Raw genomic sequence first — 22,298 nt, forward strand, 5'->3', positions numbered from 1 at the left:
TTTCCGAGTCTTCACATTTTTCTGAATGTTGCGTAGACTCTGAGGCATGAGAGGCATGACCAGTCCAGGCACCGAGGTGCACCACCTGCATCTGACCGAGGAGAAGGAGACCCTTCTCGCCACGCTCTACGGCCGCGCGCTCGACAGCCGCTCGAAGCAGCCAATACTCGGCGACACCATGGCCGTCGACACCGTGCGGCGGCTCCGCCGCGACTTCCACTACGACTTCCGGAAGATGCGGGTGAGCGCCGGCGACGCGGCCGGAATCGCGCTGCGCGGCCGGCAGTTGGACGTCATCACGGCACGCTTCCTGGCCCGGTACGAGGAAGCGACGGTGGTGCATATGGGCTGCGGCCTCGACACCCGGATATACCGACTCGACCCGGGGCCGGGCGTGCGCTGGTTCGACGTCGACTACCCAGAGGTCATCGAGGTGCGGCGGCAGCTCTTCCCGGAGCGTGCGGGGTACACCACGATCCCGTCGTCGGTGACCGACCCGGCGTGGGTGGCCCGGATCCCGTCGGACCGGCCGACGATGATCGTGGCCGAGGGCCTGCTGATGTACCTCACCGAGGAGGACGGTACGGCCCTGCTGCGACGGCTGATGGCCCATGTCCCGAGGGGCGAGCTGGCCTTCGACGCCTTCAGCGCCTTCGCCGTCCGCGCGGCGCGCCTCAACCACGTCGTGAGGAAGGCCGGGGCGCGACTGCACTGGGGCACGGACGCCGAAGGCATCGCCCGGCTGAGCCCCCGACTGAAGATCGTCGAGAGCATCAGCGCCCTGGAGATACCGGGGATCGAGCAGCTTCCGGCGGCCTACCGGCTGTCGGCACGGGCAGCGGCGAAGATACCCGCGGTGCGGGACATGGCGCGGATATACCACTGCGCGTTCTGAACGCAGCACTTCCTGTGCACGTCCTGAACGGAGGACTTCCGGGCGCAGGGCTTCCGGGCGGGGGACTTCCGGACGCAGGTCTCCACACGTAGGGCCGCACGCGCCAGGCCGGTCAGACTGCTCAGACTGCTCGAACCGATCAGGTCGATCAGGTCGATCAGGCCGCCAACCACTGGTCGTACGCCAGCTTGCACAGCAGCGCGACGACCACGACCACCAGCACCCCGCGGACGAACCCCGCGCCGCGCTTGAGCGCCATCCTGGCACCGACGAACCCACCGACGAGGTTGAACAGCGCGAGCAGCCCGCCGAGTTGCCACAAAACAGTGCCCTGGATCGCGAACATCGTCAGCGCGCCGATGTTGGTGCAGACATTGACGACCTTGGCGGTGGCCGAGGAGGTGACCAGGTCCATGTGCAGTACGGCGGCGAGCGCGATGACGAGGAACGCACCGGTGCCGGGGCCGATCAGGCCGTCGTAGAAGCCGATGCCAAGGCCCGCGACGAGGACGGCCGCCAGGACGCGCTGCCGGGTGACCGGACCCGACGGCGCAGGGGCGGTCCCGAAGGAGGGACGGACGATGATGAACGCGAGCACGGCCAGCAGGACGGCCATGATCAGCGGGCGTAGCACCTCGCTGTTGATACCCGCGGCGAAGAACGCTCCGGCCAGCGAACCGGCGGCCGCGGCCAGACCGATGCGCAAGGCGATGCGGAGGTCGATCGGAGCCTTGCGGACGTAGGTGACCGCGGCGGCGGTGGTGCCGACGATGGCGGTGGACTTGTTGGTGCCGAGTACGTAGGCGGCCGGCGTATGCGGCAGACCGACCAACAGGGCGGGCAGCAGCAGGAGTCCGCCGCCGCCCACCACGGCGTCTATCCAGCCGGCCGCGAGCGCGGCCAGGCAGAGCAGGGTCAGAGTGATCAGCGATATGTCGGGGGGCACCGGACGATCTTATGAACCCCCGGCGTCCTCAGCAGGGTAATTGTGCTCCCACAAGGGTTCGCAGAACCTGATGCCGAGGTGCTGGAGGAGCCCTGCACGCTGCTCGGCGGTGGCCAGAACCATGACATCGTCGCCGGAGGGGCCGGGGCTGTTGTCGACACACCGGAAGGACCGGGGGTCGTCGTCGGGGCTCAGCGCTTCGATGGCCTGCTGAGACGCGCCCACATCGAAGTAGTCATTCGACTCCTGCTCTATGACGAACGAGAGCTCCTTGCCGTTGCGGTCGAAATACAGCACCCCGCGGCCGGAATCCTCGTCGTCCGGATCGTCCCTGTCGAAGCGGAAGTTGTCGACGGTGACTTTCCCTCCCGTGAGGGCTGCGGCCTCCCTCAGGAGCGACGGGTATTCCTCGTCGGCGAAGTCGACGTCGTCAGCGTGGATACTGACGGCCACGCCGAAATCCTCCAGGGCATAGGCGATGTGACGGTGCGGTTTCAGTACCTTGTGGGCGAGGTCACCGAAGTCCTCTACGACGCTTTGCGCCTTCTCCTGAGTGATCATGCCGAGTTCCGTGAGGACTTCGGCCACCCTTACATAGTTGATCGATTGATGCTCCGCCATGGCTTCATCCTGCCAGCCGGGGGCTACCGCGGGGCGCCCTCCGCCGAAGTTTCCCAGCCCCGCTCACGGGGCTCATCCCGTACCACTCCGGCGCCACTCAGGGAATGGCGACTAGCGGGAGGTGGCTACTTCCCCTCCCCCACAGCGGAGGACAAAAGGAAGAGAACAAAAGGAAAGGGCAAGGAGGTTACTCGCTCCTTGCCACTCTCAACGTATAGCGCATGGGGGGCCTTGCGGCAAGACCCGGTTAATGCCGCAGAATCACCGGCCGCAGGCAAGAAGTTGTGGACAGGGGAGTCGCGAAGTGCGTGTGGTGTTGTCGACGTATGGGTCGCGCGGGGACGTGGAACCGCTGGCGGGACTCGCGGAGCGGTTGCGGGGACTCGGCGCGGAGGTGCGGGTGTGCGCGCCGCCGGACGAGGACTTCGCACAGCGGCTGGCCGGTGTCGGCGTGCCACTGGTGCCGGTCGGCCGGTCGGCGCGCGCATGGACGAAGGCGGCACCGCCCGCGTCGTCCCTGCCCCAGCGTGCGGCCGAGGTGATCGCCAGCCAGTTCGACGCGATCACCGCGGCGGCCGAGGGATGCGATGTGGTGGTGGCGACCGGCATGATGCCGGCCGCGGCCGGCGCGCTATCGGTGGCCGAGCGGCTGGGCATCCGCTCCGTTTCCGTGACCTTCCAGCAGCTCACCCTGCCGTCCCCGCACCGCCCGCCGCTGGCGTATCCGGGCCGGCCGCTGCCGCCGGAGGTGACCGACAACCGGGTGCTGTGGGACCTGGACGCCCAGAGCGTCAACGCGCTGTTCGGCGAGGCGCTCAACACGAACCGGGTGGCCAACGGCCTGCCACCGGTGGACGACGTCCGCGACTACGTCATCGGCGACCAGCCGTGGCTGGCGACGGACCCGGTCCTGGACCCGTGGCAGGGGACGCCGGAACTGAACGTCGTCCAGACCGGCGCGTGGATCCTGTCCGATGTTCAGCCGCTCCCGGCCGAGTTGGTGGCGTTCCTGGATGCCGGCACACCGCCGGTGTACGTGGGCTTCGGCAGTATGCCCATGCACGCATCGACGGACATCGCCCAGGTGGCCATCGAGGCGGTCCGGGCGCAGGGCCGCCGCGTGGTAGTGGCCCGCGGCTGGGCCGAACTGGGCCTGATCGACGGCCGGGACGACTGCTTCGTCGTCGGCGAGGTCAACCAGCACGCACTGTTCAGCCGGGTGGCCGCCGTTGTGCACCACGGCGGCGCGGGCACCACGACGACGGCTACCCGGGCCGGCGCGTCCCAGGTGGTGGTGCCCCAGCTGGCGGACCAGCCGTACTGGGCCGGCCGGGTCGCCGACCTGGGCATCGGGGTGGCGCACGACGGTCCGACTCCGACCTTCGAGTCCCTGTCGGCCGCGCTCGGGACGGCCCTGGCCGCCGAGACCCGCGCACGGGCGACCGCCGTGGCCGGCATGGTCCGCACGGACGGAGCGACGGTGGCCGCGCAGCTGCTGCTCGACACGATCAGCCGAGGAGGGCCGACGGCATCCGCGTGAACCACCCGGCGCCGACCTTCCCGAGAGCTCTCCGTCAGGAGTTCCTAGACTCCGCACCTATGGATGCTGAGACTGGTGAGACTGCTGACACCTCCGGCGTGCGCCGGTCCTTCCCGATCGGCGGTGATCTGCCGGTCGGGCGGCTGGGGTTCGGCACGGGCGGGCTCGTCGGCCCCGGCTACTGGGGGTCGCGGCACGACGACCCGGAGCGCGCCGTCGCGTTGCTGCGACGGGCCGTGAAGCGCGGGGTCACGCTGATCGACACCGCCGACAACTACGGTCCGGACGTGGCCGAGGAGTTGGTGGCGCGCGCCCTGCATCCGTATCCGCAGGGGCTGGTGGTCGCCACCAAGGGCGGGGTGGTGCGCACCGGCCCGGACGTCTGGCACATCGCGGGGCGACCGGAGCAGCTACGGGCCATGTGCGAGGCGAGCCTGCGCCGCTTGCGCACCGAGACCATCGACCTCTACCAGTTGCACCGGCTGGACCCCGAGGTACCGATGGCCGACCAACTGGGCGCGCTACAGGAGCTCCAGCAGCAGGGGAAGATCCGGCATATCGGCCTGGACTCGGTCGACGAACAGGAGCTGGCGCAGGCTCAGAAGTTGGTGCCCATCGCCTCCGTACAGAACCGCTACAACCTGCTGGACCGCGCCTCGGAGGGGGTGCTGGAGCGGTGCGAGGAGCAGGGGACGGCCTTTCTGCCGTGGTTCCCGCTGGGGCACGGCGCGCTGACCGGCGACGCGGGCGCCACGCTCGCCGCCGTCGCGGCCCGGCACGGCGCCACCACCGGCCAGATCGCGCTGGCCTGGCTGCTGCACCGCTCCCCCGTCCTGCTGCCCACCCCCGGTACGGGTTCGCCCGCGCACCTGGACCAGAACCTGGCCGCGTCCGACGTCGCCCTGACGGAGGCGGACCTGACCCGGCTCGACGCCCTCGCCGACCGGGACGCCGGGTAGTGGGCCCGCGTCTGACAGTCCGGGTGCTCAGAGGCCGGGTGATCTGGCCGGCTGATCCGGCCGGCTGATCTGGCTCGGGGGGCGGTGTCCTGGGCGACGGACGTCTCGGCGTGGCCGTTGAGCAGGGAACCGATCACGGCGATGCCCAGGACCCCGCGTCACCTCCCGGGCGCGGCCTGCGGGCCCGGGAGGGTGTGGCCGACCGGTGCGCGGTCGGGCGCCGGCGGGGCGGCCGGGGCGACCGTCTGGGAGAGCAGGGTGGCGGCGAGCGCGCTGGCACCCGCCAGGCAGACGGCGAGCTGACGGCGGGCGCGCAGGGTGCCGGCCGGAACGACGGGCGGCTTGCGGTGACGTGCCATGGGCGGCGGTTCCTCTTGGTGGTGGGGTGGGTGCGGACGGCCGATGGTGCTGAAGTGCGCGGTTCAGAAGGTGAATTGCTCGGTGTGGATACGGGACTCGGGGACTCCGGCCTTCCGGAGAGCGCTGACCGCGGCCCGGGACATACCGGGCGGACCGCAGAGGTAGACATCGTGTTCGGCGAGGTCGGGGACGAGATTGCGCAGGGCGCGCGGGGCCAGCGGGTCGAAGGGTTCGTCGGACGGTCCGATGAGGTAGTGCAGCGCCGCACCGCGTGCGTACGCGATCGCCTCCAGCTCCTCGCGCAGCACCAACTGGTCGGCGCTGCCCGCCCGATAGAGGAGGGTGAGGTCTCCGGGGCCGCCCGGCAGGGTCTCGAAGAGGGCCCGCATCGGGGTGATGCCGACACCGCCGGCGAGCAGCAGCACCTTGCGCCGGGTCCGCCGGTGCGCGGTGAGCGCCCCGAACGGCCCGGTGGCCAGCACTCGCACGCCCGGCCGGAGCCTCCGGACCCGTCGCGTGTGGTCGCCGCACGCCTTGACCGTGATCCGCAGGGTGTCGTTCCGCACGGGCGCGGAGAGCGAGAAGGGCAGCGACGTGCGCCACAGCCGCCGGTCCAGGAACCGCCAGCGGAAGAACTGCCCCGGCTCGGCCCGTAGCGCGTCCAGCCCGTGCCCGCGCATGACCACCGAGACCACTCCGGGCCCCTCGACCCGTACCTCGACAACCCGCAGACCGTGCCGCAGCGCCTGCCGTACCGGCACGACCAGGCGGTACCAGACCAGCAGGGTGCCGACGGTGGTGTGCAGCAGCGTCCACAGCCAGACGGCGAACGGGCCGCCGACCAGATCGGGGCCGGAGAGCTGGTGCGCGAAGGCGAGCGCGGCGCCCGCGTACGTCAGCAGGTGTGCGGCGCGCCAGGTCTCGTGCCGTACCCGACGGCGGACCGCGCGCGCCGACGTGACGCCGACACCGGCCAGCAGCGCGGTGCCGGCGGCCGCCGCGGCGAGGCCCGGGTAGCCCAGCAGACGGAGAGTGGCGGTGAGCATGTCGCTGCCCGTGTGGGCCGCGTACCCGCACAGCGCGAAGGCGGTGTGCGCGAGACAGAGGGTGAGGACGTAGCGGCCGCCGAGGGCGTGCCAGCGGGCCAACCGGTCGGCGCCGACGCCGTGTTCGACGGCCGGCACCCGGGCCATCAGCAGCAGCATCGCCAGGATGCCGTAGCCGGCGAGCAGTCCGCTGAGGTGCGCGAGGGTGGCGAACAGCGCATCGAGCCGGGCCGAGGGCTCGGCCTGTACCAGCCAGAGGAGGACGACCAGCCCCGCACCGGCGGCCAGCCCGATCAGCAGGGCGCGCGGCGAGGCGCGTAGCGGGGGCAGGGGTGTGTGCGGGGTGGCGGCGTGGCTGGTCACGGGCCGAACCTAAGGCCGCGGGGCCGGCCGAAACGGCAGGTCAGGCCCCGAATTCGATTCCTTAAGGCAGCCTTGAGGGTCGGCTGACCGGGGGTTAAGAACCCTGGGCCTCCGCCCATGCACGAAGACGCGCGCCTCGACTCTCGGCGACCCGGCGTACCTCGGCGAGCGCCTCGGTCAGCTCGACGGCCAGCAGTTGCAGTTCCCCGGACGTCCAGGTCCGCCCGTCGAGGAGGCACCGTGCCTCGTCGATGAGTTCGGCGGCGTAGCTGAGCTGCTCCGCCTCGATGTCGTCGGCGACGCGGGACACGTACCCGGTCCCGTCGCCTACGAGAAGGCAGGTCTTGCCCTCGGGGTCCGACCACGGCAGCAGCCTCGCGCTGGTGTCGCTCATTCCGTCACTCCGTCTCTCCGTCGCTCCGCGATGGATCGCTGGATACCGGTTGTAGTCATTCGGTCACGGAGACAACGCAACGAGCAATAGAATGGGGGTGGTTGAACCGGCAGCATTCAAAGCCGCGACGTGCCGTGATGCCGACGTACGCCCACATGACGAGAGGTCATAGCGTTGGACGAGACCACCCCACCCGAGCACTTGAATCCGCTCCAGCGCTTCGGCCGCGACGTCAGACAGGTACGTCTGGCCCGCAACCTCACACAGAAGCACCTGGCCAAGGCCACCGGCTACTCCGACGGCTACGTCAGCAAGGTCGAGTCCGGGACGCTGTTGCCCCGCCCTAGTGAGAAGTTCGCCAAGGGATGCGACACCGCGTTCGGAACGGGCGAGTTATTCGCGGGGCTGCTGAAGAGGATCGAGGAGGGGGACCATCCGAGCTGGTTCGTTCCGTATGCCAACTTGGAGCGCAAGGCGTCACGGATACTGGACTACTCGACCAACGTCGTGAAGGGGCTCCTCCAGACAGAGGGTTACGCACGAGCCATCTTCCAGGCGTACTTCTCCCGGGAAGAATCGGAAGTAATCGAAGGCAAGGTCGCCGCGCGTCTGCGACGGCGCGAAGTGTTCGAGCTGGACCCCCCGCCATTCCTGTGGACCATCGTGCACGAGGCATGTCTGCGAACAGTCGTAGGGGGTACCCGGGTCATGGCCGAGCAGCTTGAGTATCTGCTGGCGGTGACTGCGTCGCCGCACGTCAAGCTTCAGGTCATGCCCTTCTCCGCAGGTGCTCCAGCCGCGTCCACAAGGCCCTTCACTGTGCTGCGCTTCACGGACTCTCGGGCGGTGCTGTACACGGAGACGCGGGTAGGAGGCAGGATGTACGACTCCGCACAAACGGTCGACGCGGCCCTGGATGACTATGATCTGCTCAGGGCACACGCGTTGTGCCCTGAGCAATCGGCGGCCCTGATCAAGACTCTGTTCAAGGAGTACCGCGAATGAGCACCAACTTGGATCTCAGCGCGGCCACGTGGGTCAAGTCGTCCTACAGCGACGCCAACGGCGGCGACTGCGTCGAGTTCACCCGCGACTTCGCCTGGGTCAAGTCCTCCTACAGCGAGGGCAACGGCGGGGCCTGCCTCGAATTCTCCCGCTCCCTCGCCGCCCGGCCCCACGGCCTCGTCCCCGTCCGGGACAGCAAGGACAAGGACGGGCCGGCGCTGATCTTCTCCGCGGCGGGCTGGTCCTCGTTCGTCACCGCGGTCAAGAATGGAGAGCTCCCCACATAAGGAGCCTCCGATGAACCTCCGTGACGACGCCCGCGCCCTGGCCGACGACCTCGTGCGGCTGCGCCGTTCCCTGCACCGCATCCCGGAGACCGGGCTGGAACTGCCCCGTACGCAGGAGGCGGTGCTGACCGAGTTGGACGGGCTTCCGCTGGACGTCACGACCGGCGAGGGGCTGAGTTCCGTCACCGCGGTGCTGCGGGGCGGGCGGCCCGGCCCGGCGGTGCTGCTGCGCGGGGACATGGACGCGCTGCCGGTCGACGAGCGCACCGGGCTGGACTTCGCCGCCGACAACGGGCGGATGCACGCCTGCGGTCACGACCTGCACACCACCATGCTCACCGGCGCCGCCAAGCTGCTCTGCGCGCATCGCGAGCGGCTCGCCGGTGACGTGGTGTTCATGTTCCAGCCGGGCGAGGAGGGCTACGACGGGGCGCGGCACATGCTCGCAGAAGGACTGCTGGACGCGGCCGGGCAGCGGCCGACGGCGGCGTATGCGATCCATGTGCTGTCGGCCGGTCTGCCGAGCGGGGTCTTCCGTACCCGTGGTGGCCCGGCGATGGCCGCGTCCAACACGCTGCGGGTGACGGTGCGCGGCGAGGGCGGGCACGGTTCGATGCCGTACCGCGCCAAGGACCCGGTGCAGGCGGCGTGTGCGATGGTGACCGCCCTCCAGGCGTGGATCACCCGTACCTTCGACGTCTTCGACCCGGTGATCCTCTCGGTGGGCACCTTCCACGCCGGTACGAAGCAGAACGTCATCCCGGAGACCGCGGTCTTCGAGGCGACCGTGCGCAGTTTCTCGGACGCGGCCCAGGCGCGGGTCAAGGACGGCACGGTGGAGGTGTGCCGGGGCATCGCGGCGGCGTACGGCGTGGCGGTGGATGCGGACTTCGTCGAGGTGTACCCGATCACCGTCAACGACGTCGCGGAGGCGGACTTCGTGGCGGACACGGTGCGTGCGGCGCTGGGCGAGGAGCGCTGGGCGCCGATGCCGAATCCGCTACAGGGTTCGGAGGACTTCTCCCGCGTGCTGGCCGAGGTGCCCGGTGCGATGCTCTTCCTCGGCGCCCCGCCGGCCGGCGCCGACCATGAGCGCACTCCCAACAACCATTCCCCGCTCGCCGAGTTCGACGATGCGGTGCTGGCGGACGGGGCGGCGCTGTACGCGGAGCTGGCGGCGCGGCGGCTCGACGCGGCGTAGTCCGCCGGGTGCGTAGTCCGCCGGGCGCGCAGACCACCGGTCACGCAGATCACCGGTCGGGGCGCCACGGCAAACGGGCCTACGTGCGCTACGTGCGCTACGAGCGCTACGAGCGCACTCCCTGGACACTGCCCAGCAGGTGGTACCGCTGCGGAGGGTGGATGTGGACCTCCGCTCCGTCGGGCGCCGGGAAGGACCCGTTGACCGTCGGGAAGATCGGGTTCCCGCTGCTGGGGTGGGTGACAGGGGCGAGCGGTGCGTACAGAAGCACGTTCGTGCCGTCCGTGCTCAGCAGGACGTGGACGGCCCCCGAGCCGGCGCCGGCCGTGTCGTGCAGTCGGGCTGTATTGCCGTGCACCCGGGCGGCCGTGTCGTGCAGTCGGGCGGCCGTGTCGTCGGCCCAGTGTCGGGCCCGGTCCGGTGACCGGGTCTCGGCGCGCAGCAGGGCGATGTGATCGGCGGTCTGCGCCGCGGTTTCCGGGACGATGTTGTGCAGCACCCGGTAGCGCACCAGTCCGGGTCGCTCGATCCCCGGAACCTGTTGGTCGACACGGCTCACCAGTGCCGCTCGGTGCTCACGCACGAAGGCGAGGTGGGCCTCGTCGCCGGTCCACTGCGCGAGGCTGAGCAGCACCCGCCCGTCCTCGCTCGCGAAGCAGCTGAGCTGCACGAACGCCGTGGGGCGCAGCCGGGCGGACAGCTCGTCCCACTCGCCGAGCAGCACCTCTGCCGCGGCGCGTTGCCGCGCTGCCGTCCCCACATGCCACTCGCTGACGAGCGTCGTGCCGGCATCGGGCCGGGTGAGGTCGGGCAGGGTTCGTCGTCGTGCCATGTGTCGCGCACCTCCGGTCGGATCGGTGCGCCTCACCCTTCAACGTCAACCGCGGTTGAGGTCAACTTCCCGCGTCCTCCGGTGAGCGCGATACGGTCGCGGCATGCCTCAAGCCCGGTTGACCACGCCCTCGTTCCTCGTACTCGGCATCGTCGACACGCTCGGTGAGGCCAGTCCGTATGACGTGAAGGTCGAGGCCGCCCGTACGGTGGCGCCGTTCTGGTCGATGCCGCATGCGCAGGTGTACGCACAGTGCGACCGGCTCGTGGAGGCGGGCCTGTTGTCGGAGGTCCGGCAGTCGGGCGGGCGCAACCGCAGGGTGATGACGCTGACGGTGGCCGGCAAGGAGGCGCTGGAGGAGTGGCTCGCCGACCCCACGTTCGTGCCCGTGGAGGCGCGTGAGCGCGGCATCCTCAAGCTGTGGTTCGGGGCACGGCCGGAGGTGCACGCCCCGGTCCAGCTCGACGAGCACCACCGCACGCTCATGGAGTACGAGGAAATCGCCGAGAGCGTGGGCGAGTTGTTGACGCGGGGGCAGCGTGAGGCGCTGGAGTTCGGCATCCGTTATGAGCAGATGATGCTGGACTTCTGGCGGTGGGTGGAGCAGCGCGGCTCGTGAGACCGGCCGCGACGGGCTCTCGGAAGCTTCTCAAGCCCCGGGTTCTCGGAAGCTTCTCAGGCCCCGGGTTCTTAGAAGCTTCTTAAGCCCCGGGACTATCCAGTTCCCATGACATCCACCACCCCCACGGCACCCAACTCCCGTGCCGGACACGGCCGTAGCGGCACCGCCGGCCGGGTCCTCGCGGCCTCCCTCGCGCTGGCGGCGACCGCCCTCGGCGTCACCGGGTGCGACAGCGCCGCCGCCGGCACCCTCAAGGGCAGCCGCCTCGAACTGCCGGTCGCCGGCGGTACCGCCGTCGTCGACACCAGCACCCTCGCGGTGACCGCACGCACCGGCGACGGGCGGGAGCTGGTGCTGTCCGAAGCGGCCGCCGGCGGGCTCGGCGGACCGGGGCCGGTGACCCGCACGGCTGACGGGGCGCGCTGGAGCTACCCCGCCAAGGGGCTGAGCGTGACGGCCGCTGCGGAGCACGGGCGGCTGCGGATCAGGCTGCGGGCGGACCGCGACGGGTCGGTGAGCTGGCCGGTGACCGGTACCGACCGCGCCGCGTCCGCGGTCCAACTGCCGCGCGGCGAGGGCCTGGACATCCCCGTGCGGGACGCGTTCTGGAACTCCGCGAAGGGCGGGCTGGCGGGCAGCAAGGTCGACGTGGGCGGCGACCTGGCCCTCCCGCTGTGGGGCTACACGATGAAGGGGGACGGCGGCTCCGGCGGCGGGAGTGGCGTCAGCTACCTCACCCCCACCGACATCGGCACCTCGCTGAGCTTCGCCTCCACCGGGGGTCGACTGCGCGCCACCGCCGCCCACGCCTTCGACGCCGGTGAGGACACCCGCAGCTACGAGGTCACCTTCGCCCTCACCGACGGCAATCCGGTCGCCCCGGCCGCCGACTACCGCTCGTACCTGGCCCAGCGCGGCCAACTCGGCAGCCTGCGCACGAAGATCCGGAAGAACCCGGCCAACGCCAGGCTGCTCGGCGCCTTCCACGCCTATGTGTGGGGCGGGGCCCGGACCGCCGAGGGCGTCGGCGCGCTCAAGCGGCTCGGCGTGGACCGGATGTGGCTCGGTTACGACGCCGGGCCCGACCCGATGAACGCCGCGGCCGTACGGGCCGCCAAACAGGCCGGCTACCTCGTCGGCCCGTACGACACCTTCGCCAACGGACAGGACCCCAAGACCGCCGACAGCCCCACCTCGGCCTGGCCCGGCCGGGTCTACCCCGACTTCTGTATACGAAAGGCGGACGGCACGCCGGAGTCCGGTTTCGGGGGCCGCGGCTGCTACCTCAGCTCGCGCGCCTTCGAGCAGGCCGAACCGAGCCGGCACTACCTCGCCGACCGTACCCGCACCATGACCGCCAACGGTGCGGACAGCTACTTCCTCGACGTCGACGCGACGGGTGAGGTGTTCCGCGACCACACCAAGGGCCATGAGATGACCAAGGCCGGCGACCGCGCGAACCGGCTCGCCCGGATGCGCCGGCTGTCCCAGCACCTCGTCCTCGGCTCCGAGTCCGCCCAGCCCTGGGCGAACCAGGTGCTGGCCTTCGACCACGGCTCGGGCACCCCGGTCGCCGACGGCCTCTGGCCGCTGGAGCGCGACAAGCAGAACTGGGGCGGCTACTACCCGCAGAACGCCCCGAAGGCCTTCTTCAAGCCGGTGCAGCTGCCGGCCGACCTGGCCAAGGCGATGTACGACCCGACGTACCGCGTCCCGCTCTACGAAACCGCCCTGCACGGCTCGCTGGTCAACGTCGAGCGGTGGGAGCTGGCGTACGACAAGCTGCCGCAGCAGAAGACCACCCGCGCGCTGCTCGCCATGCTCTACAACACGCCGCTCAACTACGTCCTCGACGGCCCCTCGCTCCGACAGCACGGGCCGGAGCTCGCCGCGCTCCAGAAGTACTTCTCGCCGCTGCACCGCGCCGCCGGCACCGAGCGGATGACGTCCTTCCGGTGGCTGACGGACGACCGCACCGTCCAGCGGACGGTCTTCGGCGACGGCGCCCTGACCGTCACCGCCAACTTCGGCACCCGGGCCCACCAGGGGCTGCCGGGCGGCTGCGTGGACGCCAAGCTGGGCACGGACCGGTCCCCACGCCGCCTGTGCCCGGCCGACCTGGGCTCCTGAGCCCGCCCGGCCCGGGGTCGGCGATGGTGTGAGGCCGGGGCCGGCGACCGCGCCTCACACGATCGCCGGCGCCGCACTGAGGGCAGCGTTCCGCCCGGGAAACAGTGCAGATGCGGGCGGGTAACAGCCGGACCGCAGGCTGACGAGCATGACCACCACACACCCGCACCCCGACGCCACAGCAGGCACCACCCCCACCCTCGTCCTCGTAGGCCACGGCATGGTCGGCCAGCGCTTCCTGGAGGAGCTGGCCGACCGTGGGGTCACCGGGCGCGCACGGGTGGTCGTCCTGTGTGAGGAGCCCCGCCCGGCCTATGACCGGGTCCAGCTGACCTCGTACTTCTCCGGGCGGACGCCGGACCAGCTGAGCCTGGTCGATCCCGACTTCATGGCCCGGCACGGCATCGAACTGCACCTGGGCGACCCGGCGACGGCCATCGACCGCGCCGCCCGCACGGTCACCGCCCGCTCCGGCCTGACCGTCCGCTACGACACCCTGGTGCTGGCCACCGGCTCGTACCCGTTCGTGCCGCCGGTGCCCGGCAAGGACAGCACGGGCTGCTTCGTCTACCGCACGATCGAGGATCTGCTGGCCATCGAGGAGTACGCCGAGAACGCCCGCACGGGTGTGGTGGTCGGCGGCGGGCTGCTCGGCCTGGAGGCGGCCGGTGCGCTCAAGGGGCTCGGGCTGCGCACCCACATCGTGGAGTTCGCGCCGCGGCTGATGGCGCTCCAGGTCGACGAGGGCGGCGGTCGGGCGCTGCGCCGTACGGTCGAGGGGATGGGCCTGGAGGTGCACACCGGCGTCGGCGGCAAGGAGATCGTCGCGGACGGGGCGGGCGCGGTGACCGCCATGGGGCTGTCCGACGACTCCCGGATCGAGACCGATCTGGTGGTCTTCTCCGCCGGGGTCCGCCCCCGCGACCAGCTCGCCCGGGACTGCGGCCTGCCGGTCGGCCGGCGCGGCGGCATCATCGTCGACGAGCAGTGCCGGACCGACGATCCCGCGGTGTACGCGATCGGCGAGTGCGCGCTGGCCGCCGACGGGCGGGTCTACGGCCTGGTCGCGCCGGGGTACGACATGGCGCGCGTGGTGGCCGGCGCCGTCGCCGGGCAGCTCGACGCCGACGCCGCTGCGCCGTCGGACGGGTTCACCGGCGCCGACCTGTCCACCAAGCTCAAGCTGCTCGGTGTGGACGTGGCCTCCTTCGGCGATGCGCACGGCGCCACCGACGGCTGTCTGGACGTGGTCTACTCCGACGCCCGCAGCGGTGTCTACAAGAAGCTGGTGATCGGCGCGGCCGGCGAGCTGCTGGGCGGGGTGCTGGTCGGCGATGCCGAGGCGTACGGCATGCTGCGCCCGCTCACCGGCACCGTTCCCCCGCTGGCGCCCGAGCAGCTGGTGCTGCCGGCCGGGGTCGCGGCGGACGTCGGCCGGGCGGCGCTCGGTCCGGACGCGCTGCCCGGCGACGCGGTGATCTGTAGCTGTCACAATGTCACCAAGGACGCCATCCAGGCCTGCGAGACGCTCCCGGAGGTGAAGCAGTGCACCAAGGCGGGTACCGGGTGCGGCAGTTGCGTCAAGCTGATCGGCAAACTGCTGCCGGACAGCGGTGACCAGAGCCTGTGCGGCTGCTTCCCGCACACCCGCGCCGAGCTCTACGAGATCGTCCGCGTCCGCCGGATCACCTCCTACGCCGAGCTGCTCGACGCGCACGGCCGTCAGGAGGCGCGGGGCGGGGAGGGCTGCGAGATCTGCAAGCCGGCCGTCGGCTCGGTGATCGCCTCCCTCGCGCCCTCGGTCGGTGCCGACGGCTACGTCCTCCACGGCGAGCAGGCGGCGCTCCAGGACACCAACGACCACTTCCTCGCCAACCTCCAGAAGAACGGGTCCTACTCGATCGTGCCCCGCATCCCGGGCGGCGAGATCACCCCGGAGAAGCTCATCGTCATCGGTGAGGTGGCGCGGGACTTCGGCCTCTACACCAAGATCACCGGCGGTCAGCGGATCGACCTCTTCGGCGCACGGGTCGATCAACTGCCGGTCATCTGGGCGCGGTTGGTGGACGCCGGCTTCGAGTCGGGCCATGCCTACGGCAAGGCGCTGCGCACCGTGAAGTCCTGTGTCGGGCAGACCTGGTGCCGCTACGGCGTGCAGGACTCGGTCCGTATGGCGATCGAACTGGAGCTGCGCTACCGGGGGCTGCGCGCGCCGCACAAGCTGAAGTCCGCGGTCTCCGGCTGCGCCCGCGAGTGCGCGGAGGCCCAGTCCAAGGACTTCGGTGTGATCGCCACGGCGAACGGCTGGAACCTCTACGTCGGCGGAAACGGCGGCGCCACCCCACGCCATGCGGACCTGCTCGCCCAGGACCTCGGCGACGCCGAGCTGATCCGGCTGATCGACCGCTTCCTGATGTTCTACATCCGCACCGCCGACCGCCTGGAGCGCACCTCCACCTGGCTGGAGCGGATCGAGGGCGGCCTGGACCACGTGCGCGATGTCGTCGTGCACGATGCGCTCGGGCTCTGCGACGAGTTGGAGGCCCTGATGGCCGCCCACGTCACCCACTACCGCGACGAATGGGCCGAGACGCTGGCCGACCCCGAGCGGCTGGCCCGCTTCGTCTCGTTCGTCAACGCACCCGACGCCCCGGACCCGTCCGTCCGCTTCATCCCGGAGCGCGACCAGGTCAAGCCGGACCTGACGCTGCTGGCCGGGCCGACCCTGCCCGTTCGCACCCTGGAAGGGACCTCCGCCTGATGACGACCGCGACCGCTCCTGCAACTACCGCTGACACCATCTCTGTTTCCACCCCTGTTTCCACCCCTGTTACCGCGCCGGCCGGCCCGACGGCGGGGACGGCCGTGGAGATCCGACACCCGGAGGGCGACTGGCTCGCGGTCTGCGGGCCGGACGACCTGATCCCCGGGCGCGGGGTCGCCGCCCTCCTCCCGTGCGGCACCCAGGCCGCGCTGTTCCTGGACCGGACCGGCCGGATCCACGCGATCGGCAACCGCGATCCGTTCACCGGCGCGCAGGTCCTCTCCCGCGGCCTGACCGGTTCGACCGCGGGCCGTCCGTTCGTGGCGTCACCGCTGCTCAAGCAGCGTTTCGACCTGGCGACGGGGACCTGCCTGGACGATCCGGAGGTGTCCGTCCCGACGTATCGCGTACGGGTCCGGGGCGGGGCGGAGGGCGACGAGGACTGAGCCCCCGCGACGGGCCGGCCACCACGAGGAGAACACAGGAACGCGCAACCCATGGGTTGCACCTCCCGCACCCACGTGCAACCATTGGGTAGCACGTAAGGGAAGGGTTCGACAGGAGGAGCACCCCATGAGCACCGACAGCCCCCATGGCGCCGGCAGCCACGCCACGCACACCACCGGCAACGACGCCGGCGACACCCGCACCACCGGCGAGGACCGCAACCGCATCGAACGGGAGATCAGCATCGCCGCGCCCGTGGAACGGGTCTGGGCGGTACTGACCGAGCCCGAGCACGTCGGCTCGTGGTTCGGCCAGGGCCAGCCCACGCCGGTCGACCTGCGGCCGGGCGGCATCATGCACCTCGACCACGGCGAGTACGGCCAGTTCCCGACCACGATCGTGAAGGTGGATCCGCCGCACCACTTCTCGTACCGCTGGGCCAGCGCCTACCCGGGCGAGGTGGCGATCGAGGGCAACTCCACGCTCGTCGAGTTCACCCTCACACCGGAGGGCGACGGCACCCGCCTGCGCGTCGTGGAGACCGGGTTCGCGGAGATCGTCATCCCCGAGGAGCGTCGGCGCACCGCCGGGTACGAGAGCCACTCCGACGGCTGGTCCGGCCAGATGGAGAACGTCAAGCAGTACACGGAGCGGCTCGCGGCATGACGACCGGCGAAGCAGCGGACGCGGGCCCGGACCGGGGCGCGGACCGGGGCCCGGGGTCGGGTGCGGGGTCGGGCCCGGGGTCGGGTGCGGGCGGGGACGCCGTGGCGGAGGTGTTCGCCGCGCTCGCGGACCCCACCCGCCGCCGGATACTCGACGCCCTCGCCGCACACGGCGAGGCGACCGCCACGGTGCTGGCGGCCGAGCTCCCGGTCAGCCGCCAGGCCATCGTCAAACACCTGGGGGTCCTGGACCGGGCCGGCCTGGTCGCCGGCCACCGGGAGGGCCGGGAGGCGCGCTACCGGGTCATACCCGAGCGGCTCGGGGTCACCGCCCGGTGGATGGACCGGGTGGCCGCGGCCTGGGACAGCCGGCTGTCGGCCATCAAGCGCCTCGCCGAAGGCGAGTGAGGGGCGGGCGGCCGCGCGAGGCCGAGGGGAGGGGCGCGCGGCGCGGGGTCCGGGGGCCGGCGGCTGTGCGAGGCCGCGGGGAGGGGCACGCAGCCGGGGTCCGCAGCGCGGGGTCCGGAGCGCGCGGACCGCCCGGTACCCGGTCCCCCGACGCCCACGCTCACTCCAGTCCGGACGCCTCGAACACCGCCAGTGCACCGTCGCCGTCTATCCGGTCCGCCAACGCCTGGAGCGGGGCCGCGCCGCAGCGGAGCAGCCCGCGTTCACGGGAGCGGCGTACGCCCCGGTCCAGGCGGTGCCACAGCATCGGATTCGCGGTGAGCACCTTGGGGTCCAGCACCACCCGGCCGCCCAGGGCGTCCCGCAGCACCAGCCGGGAGGCCGTCCCGTCCTCACGGCGGACGACGACCAACAGGTCCGTATGGACCCGGTGCGTGCGCACCAGCCCCCGGGACGCCAGCCAGCCCTCGCCGGCGCTGACCCGTGGCGGAGCGAGGACCGAGAACAGCAGCAGCGCGACCGTCACCCAGCACAGCGTGCGCCACGGGGTGAGCGTGCCGTTGGCGAGGTCGACCAGCAGCATCACGGTGAACAGCCCGGCCGTGCACCAGAGCGCGGCCCGCATCTCGGGCAGCCAGGTCCGGTCGTGGTCCATGGCCATGAAGCTAGGACCGCGCCCGAAGACCGCCGGGGACGTTTGCGCGTCACTGACGCGGTTCCCAGCAGCCTTGACGCACCGATGACGCATCGTTGACACCGACGCCGGAAAGTGGCCACGGCAGGCGTGAAAACCGGCCGGCCGCCGCGGCGTCGAGCCATCGCGCCCCCGTGCGCCGCGTCAAGATTCCGTGAAGAACACCCCATCGGCCGCCAAGGGGCCGCCAAGGCCCGGCGACGTCCGCCGTACCGCCCCGCACGCTGGGCTGGTCCCAGCTCAGCGCCCCAGCGCCTCAGTGCAGCAGCGCCTCAGCGCAGCAGCGCCCCAGCGCCCCAGCTCCGTACGGAGAGGTACGACGAACGATGTCGATGGTGTCCCAGCCCGATGGCCGGCCCGAGGAACCGCCGGATACCGACATCGGCGCGGTCACCACCGCCCGGTCCGGTGGCGCCGGCAACGGCACCGGCACCGGCACCGGCACCGGCACCACGGGAGCGGGCGCGGAGGGCCTCCAGGCCCCCGAGCCCGACGCCCGCCACCGACTCACCGCGCTCCAGGGCCTGGCCGCCCTCTCGCTCGACGCCATGGCCTCCGTCGCGTACGGACCGGAGTCGATCGTGCTGGTCCTGGCCGCGGCGGGCGGCTACGGGCTCGGCTTCACGCTCCCCGTCACGCTGGCCATCGCCGCCCTGCTCGCCGTGCTGGTCGCCTCGTACCGCCAGGTGATCGCCGCGTTCCCCAACGGCGGCGGTTCGTACGCGGTCGCCAGGACCCACCTCGGGCGCCGCACCGCCCTGGTCGCCGCGGCGTCGCTGATCCTCGACTACGTCCTGAACGTCGCGGTGTCGGTGACGGCCGGCGTGGCGGCGCTCACCTCCGCCTTCCCCGCGCTCTATCAGGACCGCGTGTGGATCTGCCTGGCCGTTCTCGTCCTGATCACCGCCATCAACCTGCGCGGCATCGTCGACTCGGCGAAGGCGTTCCTCGTCCCCACCGCGGTCTTCATCGGCGCCATCCTGGCGATGGTCGTCGTCGGTCTGTTCCGCGACGCCCCCGCCTCCACCGTCACCGCCGACGGGCACGCCTCCGTACTCGCCCAGAACGCCACCACCGTCGGCGCGCTGCTGCTGCTCAAGGCGTTCGCCGCCGGCTGCTCGGCGCTGACCGGTGTGGAGGCGGTCGCCAACGCGGTGCCGGCCTTCCGCGCCCCGGCCGCCAAGCGGGCCCAGCGCACCGAGGTCGCGCTCGGCGCCCTGCTCGGCGTGATGCTGATCGGCCTGTCCGTCCTGATCGGCCGCTTCCACCTCCAGCCGGTCGAGGGCGTCACCGTCCTCGCACAGCTGGCGGACGCCTCCCTCGGCCACAACTGGGCTTTCTACGTCGTCCAGTTCGCCACCATGATCCTGCTCGCGCTGGCCGCGAACACCTCCTTCGGCGGCCTGCCCGTGCTGATGGGGCTGCTCGCCCGGGACAACTACCTGCCGCACGTCTTCGGCCTGAAGGCGGACCGCCAGGTCCACCGCCACGGTGTCCTGGCCCTCGCCGCGGTCGCCGCGGCCCTCCTCGTCTTCTCCGGCGGCGACGTGAACACCCTCGTCCCGCTCTTCGCCATCGGCGTCTTCGTCGGCTTCACCATCTGCCAGGTCGGCATGGTCCGGCACTGGCGCCTGGAGCGCTCCCCCGGCTGGCGCGGCAAGGCCGCGCTGAACGGCTTCGGTGCGCTGCTCACCGGCGTCTCGGCGGTCGTGGTGACCGCCACCAAGTTCACCGAGGGCGCCTGGCTGATCGTCGTGGCGCTGCCCGTGCTGGTGCTGGCCTTCGAGGCGGTCCACCGCGCCTACGGGCGGATCGGTGAGCGGCTCGGCCTGGGCCGGGTGCCCGAACCGCCGCGCCGCGCCACCTCCCTGGTCGTCGTCCCCGTCTCCCATCTGTCCCGGCTGACCTGCGAAGCGCTGAACGCGGCGGTGTCGCTGGGCGACGAGGTGGTGGCGGTCACCGTCACCTACGCGGACCCCGACGACCGCCCGGCCACCGAAGCGCTGCGCCGCGACTGGGAGCTCTGGAACCCGGGCGTGGAGCTGCTCGAACTCCCCTCCGCGACCCGTTCGATCGGCCGTCCCATCGCCGACTACGTCACCGATCTGACCGCCCGCCGCCCCGGCACCCGCGTCACCGTCCTGATACCGGAGGCCGAACCCGCCCACCTGTGGCAGCGGCTGCTCCAGAACCAGCGCGGCGCGGTCGTCGCGCACGCGGTCCGGCGGGACACGGACGCGGTCATCTGCCGACTGCGGTTCCGGCTGGAGGCGGGGAACCGCGCGTCGTAACAGGACGCGGAGGGGGACGCGGATGGGGACGGGGGTGGGGACAGGAACGGGTGCGGGGACGGGAACGGGGATACGGATGGGGACGGGGATACGGATGGGGACGGGGATGCGGATGGGACGGGTGCGGCGCCGGCTGGGCGGCCGGCGCCGGTCACCCCAGGTGGTCGCCCCAGGCCGTCGCCCCGTCCCGCATGTGGTAACCGCCCGTTGCCAGTGGTGCGCTCTACCGTGACGTCATGGACTCCACCATGGATTTCGACAGTCACTGCGCCGCGATCGTCACACAGGCCGGCCTGCTCGCGACCGCCCTACGGGAGGGCGACGTCGACCTGACCGCATCCGTGCCGTCCTGCCCGGACTGGAACCTCGCCCAGCTGCTACGGCATCTGGGCGAGGTCTACCACTGGGTCGAGGAGATCGTCCGGACCCGGGCGACCGAGCCCCCTCCGGAGACCGCGCTCCGCGTCCTGCCCCGTGACACCACCGAGCCGCCGGCCCGACTCGCCGCCTGGCTCGCCGAAGGCGCCGAACGCCTCGCCGGCACCCTGCGCGCCGCCGGCCCCGACGCCAAGATCTGGACCCCGCTCCAGGGCTATGGCACCGCCCGCTTCTTCGCCCGCCGTATGGCCCACGAAACGGTCGTCCACCGGGCCGACATGGTCCTGACCCTCGGTGCGGACTTCACCGTCGAGCAGCGGGTCGCCGTCGACGCCCTCGACGAGTGGATGGAGCTGGGCTCGCTCCCCGAGATGTTCGACTTCCACCCGGACCGGCGCGAACTCCTCGGCCCCGGCCGCACCCTGCATTTCCATGCCACGGACACCCCGCCCGAGGCCGCCGCCGACTGGCTCGTCGACCTCACCGGCGACGCCCTGGCCTGGCGCCGCGCCCACGAACCGGCCGCGGTGTCCGTCCGCGCCCCACTGACCGACCTGCTGCTCCTGATCTACGGCCGGCAGACCACCGACAAGGAGACCGTCGAGGTCAGCGGCAGCACGGAGCTTCTGGAGTACTGGCTGGCACAGGTCCAGTTCGGATGAACGGCCTACGGGCTGCCGTTGGACCGTGTGAGGAGCTCCCGGGCGCAGGACGGCCGGCATTGCACGATGTCCTCCATCGGAGGTGAACCGATCCGGCCCTCCCGGCGTGAGTTAGGTTGAGCATCACCGACAAGATCACGCCGAAGGAGACCGCGTCATGGCCGATTCCGACCAGACGGGGAACAATCCCGCCCTCCCCCCGACCCCTCCCCCACTGCCTCCGACCCCTCCCCAGATCGAGGCGACGGACGACAGCGCACCGCGCCCCGTGCCGACGACCGAGGGAGAGGCGCTGGAGATCGGTCGGCAGCACTTCCCCGAGGTCGGTTCGCCCGGCGGCCCGAGTGCCCTGTTCGTCCACGAATTCGACGCCGGCTACCTGGTGTACGCGGGCTGGCCGGCACCCGAGGACCCCACCGCCCCGCCGTCCTCACCCGGCGGAAGCAATGTCGCCATCTCGAAGGTCAACGGCGATGTGACGTTCCTGCCCAACTTCCCGCCGGCGGAGGCGGTAGAGCTGTACCACCGCTTCTACCGGCCGAGCAGCCCCGAGCAGACGGAACCTCAGCAGACAGGACCTGAGCAGACGGGTCCTGAGCAGACCGGACCTGAACCGGGCAGTTCCTGAACCGGGCGGGGGTCACTGCCGGACCGGGGTCACTACCAGGCGGGGTCATTACCGGGCGGGGATCGCTCACCGGACGGGACACGGGGCGTCCACCCCTCCACCCGTCTGCCCGTCCACCCATCCACACATGCGATAGCAACTGGTGGGCTGTCCTTGGCTC

General features: G+C 71.4%; 22 protein-coding genes. 15 read left to right on the plus strand and 7 right to left on the minus strand.

Annotation, left to right across the window (positions count from 1 at the left end; genetic code table 11):
- Positions 1-46 precede the first annotated feature (46 nt).
- Positions 47-895 (plus strand): class I SAM-dependent methyltransferase, encoded by an 849-nt coding sequence (locus AB0C96_RS30475; RefSeq protein WP_362921791.1) that lies wholly within the window; start codon positions 47-49, stop codon positions 893-895.
- 157 nt (positions 896-1,052) lie between these two features.
- Here AB0C96_RS30475 and AB0C96_RS30480 read toward each other — a convergent pair whose 3' ends face one another.
- Both AB0C96_RS30480 and AB0C96_RS30485 read right to left on the minus strand, forming a co-directional pair.
- The gene (locus AB0C96_RS30480; RefSeq protein ID WP_362921792.1) at positions 1,053-1,841 is read right to left on the minus strand and encodes a TSUP family transporter; all 789 of its coding nucleotides are present in this window, start codon (positions 1,839-1,841) and stop codon (positions 1,053-1,055) included.
- Positions 1,842-1,850: 9 nt separating this feature from the next.
- Positions 1,851-2,462, minus strand: a complete 612-nt coding sequence (locus AB0C96_RS30485; protein ID WP_362921794.1) for a hypothetical protein — start codon at positions 2,460-2,462, stop codon at positions 1,851-1,853.
- Positions 2,463-2,772: 310 nt separating this feature from the next.
- On the opposite strand from AB0C96_RS30485, the gene AB0C96_RS30490 reads away from it, so the two are divergent.
- Positions 2,773-4,002 (plus strand): glycosyltransferase, encoded by a 1,230-nt coding sequence (locus tag AB0C96_RS30490; protein ID WP_362921889.1) that lies wholly within the window; start codon positions 2,773-2,775, stop codon positions 4,000-4,002.
- A 59-nt stretch (positions 4,003-4,061) separates the two neighbouring features.
- Entirely contained in the window at positions 4,062-4,961 is a 900-nt protein-coding gene (locus AB0C96_RS30495; RefSeq protein WP_362921795.1) for an aldo/keto reductase, read from the plus strand.
- Positions 4,962-5,119: 158 nt separating this feature from the next.
- Here AB0C96_RS30495 and AB0C96_RS30500 read toward each other — a convergent pair whose 3' ends face one another.
- The 3 genes from AB0C96_RS30500 to AB0C96_RS30510 all read right to left on the minus strand — a co-directional run bounded on the left by AB0C96_RS30500 (position 5,120) and on the right by AB0C96_RS30510 (position 7,124).
- Entirely contained in the window at positions 5,120-5,320 is a 201-nt protein-coding gene (locus tag AB0C96_RS30500) for a hypothetical protein (protein ID WP_362921797.1), read from the minus strand.
- A 63-nt stretch (positions 5,321-5,383) separates the two neighbouring features.
- Entirely contained in the window at positions 5,384-6,730 is a 1,347-nt protein-coding gene (locus AB0C96_RS30505; protein ID WP_362921799.1) for a ferric reductase-like transmembrane domain-containing protein, read from the minus strand.
- A gap of 94 nt (positions 6,731-6,824) precedes the next feature.
- The gene (locus AB0C96_RS30510; RefSeq protein ID WP_362921800.1) at positions 6,825-7,124 is read right to left on the minus strand and encodes a hypothetical protein; all 300 of its coding nucleotides are present in this window, start codon (positions 7,122-7,124) and stop codon (positions 6,825-6,827) included.
- A gap of 174 nt (positions 7,125-7,298) precedes the next feature.
- Between AB0C96_RS30510 and AB0C96_RS30515 the strand changes: the two genes are divergently transcribed.
- Genes AB0C96_RS30515 through AB0C96_RS30525 form a run of 3 tightly spaced genes read left to right on the plus strand, consistent with a single transcriptional unit; the run spans position 7,299 to position 9,617 of the window.
- Entirely contained in the window at positions 7,299-8,129 is an 831-nt protein-coding gene (locus AB0C96_RS30515) for a helix-turn-helix transcriptional regulator (RefSeq protein ID WP_362921802.1), read from the plus strand.
- A complete protein-coding gene (locus tag AB0C96_RS30520) occupies positions 8,126-8,416 on the plus strand; it encodes a DUF397 domain-containing protein (protein WP_362921804.1) in 291 nt (96 codons plus the stop codon). Before AB0C96_RS30515 ends, AB0C96_RS30520 begins: the two co-directional genes overlap by 4 nt.
- A gap of 10 nt (positions 8,417-8,426) precedes the next feature.
- Complete coding sequence (locus AB0C96_RS30525; RefSeq protein ID WP_362921805.1) at positions 8,427-9,617, plus strand: M20 family metallopeptidase; 1,191 nt, start codon at positions 8,427-8,429, stop codon at positions 9,615-9,617.
- 106 nt (positions 9,618-9,723) lie between these two features.
- Here AB0C96_RS30525 and AB0C96_RS30530 read toward each other — a convergent pair whose 3' ends face one another.
- A complete protein-coding gene (locus tag AB0C96_RS30530; RefSeq protein WP_362921807.1) occupies positions 9,724-10,449 on the minus strand; it encodes an antibiotic biosynthesis monooxygenase in 726 nt (241 codons plus the stop codon).
- Between the two features lie 103 nt (positions 10,450-10,552).
- Here AB0C96_RS30530 and AB0C96_RS30535 point away from each other — a divergent pair, with 103 nt between their 5' ends.
- The 6 genes from AB0C96_RS30535 to AB0C96_RS30560 all read left to right on the plus strand — a co-directional run bounded on the left by AB0C96_RS30535 (position 10,553) and on the right by AB0C96_RS30560 (position 17,485).
- Complete coding sequence (locus tag AB0C96_RS30535; RefSeq protein WP_362921809.1) at positions 10,553-11,068, plus strand: PadR family transcriptional regulator; 516 nt, start codon at positions 10,553-10,555, stop codon at positions 11,066-11,068.
- Between the two features lie 108 nt (positions 11,069-11,176).
- Positions 11,177-13,201: a glycoside hydrolase gene (locus AB0C96_RS30540; RefSeq protein ID WP_362921811.1), complete on the plus strand. Its 2,025-nt coding sequence runs from the start codon at positions 11,177-11,179 to the stop codon at positions 13,199-13,201.
- A gap of 148 nt (positions 13,202-13,349) precedes the next feature.
- Positions 13,350-15,962, plus strand: a complete 2,613-nt coding sequence (gene nirB, locus AB0C96_RS30545) for a nitrite reductase large subunit NirB (protein WP_362921812.1) — start codon at positions 13,350-13,352, stop codon at positions 15,960-15,962.
- A complete protein-coding gene (nirD, locus tag AB0C96_RS30550) occupies positions 15,962-16,411 on the plus strand; it encodes a nitrite reductase small subunit NirD (protein WP_362921813.1) in 450 nt (149 codons plus the stop codon). Before nirB ends, nirD begins: the two co-directional genes overlap by 1 nt.
- 127 nt (positions 16,412-16,538) lie before the next feature.
- Positions 16,539-17,078: an SRPBCC family protein gene (locus AB0C96_RS30555; RefSeq protein WP_362921814.1), complete on the plus strand. Its 540-nt coding sequence runs from the start codon at positions 16,539-16,541 to the stop codon at positions 17,076-17,078.
- A gap of 101 nt (positions 17,079-17,179) precedes the next feature.
- On the plus strand, positions 17,180-17,485 hold the full coding sequence (locus tag AB0C96_RS30560; RefSeq protein ID WP_033268640.1) for a metalloregulator ArsR/SmtB family transcription factor: 306 nt from the start codon (positions 17,180-17,182) through the stop codon (positions 17,483-17,485).
- Positions 17,486-17,645: 160 nt separating this feature from the next.
- Here the strand turns inward: AB0C96_RS30560 and AB0C96_RS30565 are convergent, their stop codons facing one another.
- Positions 17,646-18,140 carry a hypothetical protein gene (locus AB0C96_RS30565; RefSeq protein ID WP_362921815.1) on the minus strand — a complete coding sequence of 165 codons (495 nt, stop codon included), beginning with the start codon at positions 18,138-18,140 and terminating at the stop codon, positions 17,646-17,648.
- Between the two features lie 365 nt (positions 18,141-18,505).
- On the opposite strand from AB0C96_RS30565, the gene AB0C96_RS30570 reads away from it, so the two are divergent.
- From AB0C96_RS30570 to AB0C96_RS30580, 3 genes are all read left to right on the plus strand, one after another.
- Positions 18,506-20,470 carry an APC family permease gene (locus AB0C96_RS30570; protein WP_362921816.1) on the plus strand — a complete coding sequence of 655 codons (1,965 nt, stop codon included), beginning with the start codon at positions 18,506-18,508 and terminating at the stop codon, positions 20,468-20,470.
- A 236-nt stretch (positions 20,471-20,706) separates the two neighbouring features.
- Positions 20,707-21,510, plus strand: a complete 804-nt coding sequence (locus AB0C96_RS30575) for a maleylpyruvate isomerase family mycothiol-dependent enzyme (RefSeq protein ID WP_362921817.1) — start codon at positions 20,707-20,709, stop codon at positions 21,508-21,510.
- A gap of 157 nt (positions 21,511-21,667) precedes the next feature.
- A complete protein-coding gene (locus AB0C96_RS30580) occupies positions 21,668-22,138 on the plus strand; it encodes a hypothetical protein (protein WP_362921818.1) in 471 nt (156 codons plus the stop codon).
- Positions 22,139-22,298 lie beyond the last annotated feature (160 nt).

Source organism: Streptomyces sp. NPDC048506, assembly GCF_040651315.1.
GTDB lineage: Bacteria > Actinomycetota > Actinomycetes > Streptomycetales > Streptomycetaceae > Streptomyces.